Origin of the sequence: Bacillus sp. JJ1474 (assembly GCF_036965225.1) — a bacterium.
In the GTDB taxonomy this organism is placed as follows: domain Bacteria; phylum Bacillota; class Bacilli; order Bacillales; family Cytobacillaceae; genus Cytobacillus.
Genome location: NZ_JBALPC010000008.1, coordinates 98,787 through 103,133, shown reverse-complemented (window position 1 = coordinate 103,133; position 4,347 = coordinate 98,787). Strand labels below are relative to the sequence as shown.

At 43.6% G+C, this 4,347-nt stretch carries 5 protein-coding genes; all 5 read right to left on the bottom strand.

The features are described from left to right. Positions 1-70: 70 nt before the first annotated feature. The 5 genes from V7164_RS01550 to sda all read right to left on the bottom strand — a co-directional run bounded on the left by V7164_RS01550 (position 71) and on the right by sda (position 4,232). Positions 71-499: a TIGR03826 family flagellar region protein gene (locus V7164_RS01550; protein WP_335347055.1), complete on the bottom strand. Its 429-nt coding sequence runs from the start codon at positions 497-499 to the stop codon at positions 71-73. Between the two features lie 91 nt (positions 500-590). Next, positions 591-1,211: a ComF family protein gene (locus V7164_RS01545; RefSeq protein ID WP_335347056.1), complete on the bottom strand. Its 621-nt coding sequence runs from the start codon at positions 1,209-1,211 to the stop codon at positions 591-593. A gap of 73 nt (positions 1,212-1,284) precedes the next feature. After that, positions 1,285-2,781, bottom strand: coding sequence for a DEAD/DEAH box helicase (locus V7164_RS01540; protein ID WP_335347057.1), 1,497 nt, complete (start codon positions 2,779-2,781; stop codon positions 1,285-1,287). Positions 2,782-3,106: 325 nt separating this feature from the next. Further along, positions 3,107-3,946, bottom strand: a complete 840-nt coding sequence (locus V7164_RS01535; protein ID WP_335353296.1) for a DegV family protein — start codon at positions 3,944-3,946, stop codon at positions 3,107-3,109. 115 nt (positions 3,947-4,061) lie between these two features. Beyond that, entirely contained in the window at positions 4,062-4,232 is a 171-nt protein-coding gene (sda, locus tag V7164_RS01530; RefSeq protein WP_335347059.1) for a sporulation histidine kinase inhibitor Sda, read from the bottom strand. Between the last annotated feature and the right edge of the window lie 115 nt (positions 4,233-4,347).

The following is a 4,347-nucleotide window of genomic DNA, read 5'->3' as shown; positions in this document are numbered from 1 at the left end:
TCGGTTAAAAGTGTCTATTTTTTAACATTATTTTTTAAAAGGCGATTTTCTGTCACTGCAGAACACTGACCTACCTCTTCCGAAACTTCTCATCCCCCGCAAAGTAAGTCGCATGCTTCTCTCTTCGTTCTATTTCCTTCCTGCGTTCTTCTTCTGATGTATGTACTTGCAAATCCTTCCTTAGCTCCTCTGTACACTTATCACAGATTTTCCCTGTTCGAATAATTGCTCCACATTTGTCACAAGGGTATCCTAGATTCGGAAACTGGGTCAGCTGAAGTCTACCGGCTTTGATAAATTTTAGAATCAATTCTTCCTCGACTCCTGTTGCCTCAACAACCTGATTCATCGTTGCGGCGCGGTTTTCGCGTTTGCGCATGAATTGGTAGACGGTTTCGTAGGCTTTTTCTTCTTCTTTCCAGCATTTATCGCAAACATCTCGGAATTTATTTTTCACAAAAATACTGTCGCAGTTCGGGCAATTCGTAAGCTCTGCCATTCTTTCTCCCCCTCATGTTAAACATGTCTCTTATTTCCTCCATTATAGCCAAAGTTCTAATTTTAAGAAATGACGGATTCGCGAATTTTCGTTAGCCGCGTGCAAAAGTAAGGGAGCCAACTGTAAGTGCACCCGCTTCCTTTAAGCATTTGGCTGCATGCCGAAGTGTGGAGCCTGTTGTATAAATATCATCGATTAACAGGATATTTTGATCGAAGATGGGCTCTTTTATTTGAAAGACTTGCTCTAGATGGATTCGTTCGGAGCGGGATTTCTTCGATTGTTTTTCGGTGTGGATTCTGGTAAAAAGATTGCTTGGCTCAAGGCCACAAGCCCGAATTAATGCCTCTGACTGGTTAAAGCCGCGTTCATAAAGGCGCTCGGCACTTAACGGAATCGGGACAATCTTGTCAAAGGGGATTGCAGTAAGCTTTTTTTTCATAAAGGAAGCAAAGACATGCGCGAGCACATAGTCACCCCGGTATTTATATTGGGCCATGACTTCTTTGGCAAAATCATTGTACATCACAATGGAGTAGTTTTTCTCCAACGTCCCTGCCCATTGCGGATCCTCCTCCCAGCGGACACAATCTAGACATTGGTCATGAAGCTTAAATTGTGATTCTATTTGCTCTAACGGACGATCACAGGTCCGGCATGTTTCGCCAACTATGATGGAAAACTTTTCGCGGCAAGACCAACACAGTGTCACCACTTCCTCTTTGGAAAATAATGCGGTCCAGCCTATTTGAGGGATTATTTCTGCAAAACAAACAAGACAATGCTTAATAATCGATCAATCCTTTCTTTTTTGCTTCTACATTCATATTTTGGATTTGTTTTTTCGCGCGGATCATTGCTTCGGTTTTTCCGTAATGAAAAAATACAATATCACCGCCGGGAGCAAGTGAGCTTCTTCCAACACGCCCAGCAATTTGTACTAGAGCGCTTTCGGTAAAAATCCGGTCTTCTGCACCCAAGACAGCGACATCAATATTAGGAAAGGTGACACCCCTTTCCAAAATAGTCGTTGTGAGCAACAATGGGATTTCCTTATTTCTCATCGCCTGGACCTTTTCTTTACGCTGTGGGTCCTCGGCATGGACTGCTTCAATTTTCGGATGGAATTTTCTTATGAGAGGAAGGATTTTTCCCATTTTATCGATCTTAGGGACAAATAAAAGACATTGCTTGTTGGAATCTAGCCGGTTTTTGATCCACTGGATTACGTTAGGCGGAAGGTGCTCTTTTTTGAGTCGCTTTTCCCAGTTGCCGCACCATTGAAAACGCGGTACCGGGAGAGGATGGCGGTGAAAACGTGCAGGAATGGTGACAAATTCTCTTTTTCCTTGGCGGCATTCTTTTTGCCATTTTTCATTCGGGGTGGCAGTTAGGTAGATCATCGAGGATGAAGATTTGCGTGATTGACGGACAGCATATTGGAGTGATTCTTCGACTGAATAGGGAAAGGCATCGACTTCATCAAGGATAACGGTATCGAAGGCATGGTAGAAACGAAAAAGCTGGTGGGTGGTGGCGATGGTGAGCGGCGCATTGAGATGGCGGTCCTCGCTGCCGCCGTAAATGGAGGCAACTGCGATACTAGGAAACACTTTTTTCAGACGCGGAGTGAGCTCGAGGACTACATCGGTTCGTGGGGTTGCGAGGCAAACTCTTTTTTCGGCTGTGAGTGCTGCGTTTATTCCCTCGAATAGCACCTCCGTTTTCCCCGCTCCGCATACGGCCCAAACGAGTAGCTCCTTATCGCCTTGCACTGCTTCCGCTACCCGTTTTGATGCAATTTGCTGTCCATCGGATAATGTACCATCCCAAGAAAGCGGCGGGTCTGTACATTTTAACGGAAACACTGGACCTGTCCAACTGATCAGGGGCGTACACGTGCTCACTCTTCCCATCATGATGCATTTTCGGCAATAGAGACATTCTTCCTCACATCTTGCACATGGAAACGAGGTGAAAAAATGCTTATCTTTGTTGCCGCAGCGCTTGCAGAAACTTTTGCGGCCTTCTGTAATAATTCCCTTTCGATAAATGAGATACCCATTTTCATAGTGTTCCTGGATTTTTTGTATCGGATCGGTTAAATCGTCCAGTAATAGCTGCTTTCCGGATAATTGCTGCTGGAGTTCTTGTGAGAAGGGGTAGGCTGGATTTAAATCTTGATGAGGAATGCTTTCAATGGAGGAGATTTGATGAGTTTTTTCTGGGGACATAAGGATTTTGTCTGGGGTTATTTTGTCATAAGTAAGTGCGAATCGCATGTGCAACACCTCTTTTTTTAATATTGTTTTGGAAAAGTTTTGTCCGAGTAAGGGCAAGTTCATTTAGCCTCTGCCTCAGGTGAGGGTTTGATGACCATTTACACCATTTTTCCGACTGGACGGGAACCAGATGCAGTGTCTGATGACCGTGATTCGCTTTCTTTACTGATCACGGGCATCAAAGTCCGGGTCTGTTGACCGTTTACTGTAAATATTCGCCGGAACGGGAACCTTATGCAGTGAATGGTTACGAAGAATACTTTTTTCCCATCCAGAAAGTCAAAAAGCTAACTCTCTGGACAGTCTCACCATAAACATAACCCTATTATTTCTTCACCCACCCAAGCCCCATCGACCCTTCGCCGAGATGAGTGCCAATGACTGGGCCGAAGTAGCTGACCATAAATTCTACATTCGGGAATTGGCCTTCTAGCTCAGTCTTCCATTCCACAGCCTCTTCTTCCCGATTGGCATGAATAATAACGGCGCGGTAGGGCTCACCGGATTTCACATCTTCAGCCAATAGGTCGACAACTCGCTTTAATGCTTTTTTGCGGGTGCGAATTTTTTCGAAAGGGACGATTTTCTTGTCTACAAAATGGAGAAGTGGTTTGACTTGGAGCAGGCTGCCAATGAGTGCCTGGGCGCTGGAAAGCCGGCCGCCACGCTGCAAATGCGAGAGATCATCCACCATAAAATAAGCGCGGATGGATTTCTTCATTTCCTTTAGTCGAGCGATGATTTCTTGAGGGGGTTTGCCTGCTGCTGCCATTTCTGCTGCCTCCAGGACATAGAAGCCTTGCACCATGCAGCTAATTTCTGAATCGAATGGGTAAACCTCAATTCCCTCTGCCATTTCGCCCGCAGAAACAGCTCCTTGAAACGTGCCGCTAATCCCGCTCGAAAGATGAATGCTGATGACCGCATCATATTCCTTGGCCAAATGGTTGAAAAGCTCTACAAATTGACCGACGGAAGGCTGAGATGTTGTCGGAAGCTCTTTTTGCCTAACCTCTTGAAAGAATTCCGAAGCTGTAATTTCGACTTCCTCCTGATAGCTTTCATTTCCGAAGATGACACTGAGAGGGATCATATGTATTTGTAGTGAATCCCGCAATTCCTTCGGGATATAGGCTGTACTATCCGTGACAACGGCCGTTTTCATCATTTCGTTACCATCCTTATTTTCTACTAATATCTAGAATTCATTTTATCGGAAATCAACTATGATTGCATTAAATAAGGATAAAAAAGGCCTAGATATGTATATTTCAAAAATACTATGAAATAACTTTGCTATCTGTATTCTCCTTATCACTTTTTACCTCTAAGCCTCTATTTTCTAATTCTGCAGATAATATTTCGATAAAGGAAGGGTCAAGGTTTTGATCAATCGCTTTAAGGTACGTATTAATAAGGACTGTATCTGTCAAACACGCTAAACTTTTCATAAGTCATTCCTCCTATAACCATATTCCTATTTTGTATAAACTCTCAAATTTTGTAAATAGTTGTAGGGAAAATGTTATTATTTTAACAAATTTGATACAATTTGGCGATTTTTAT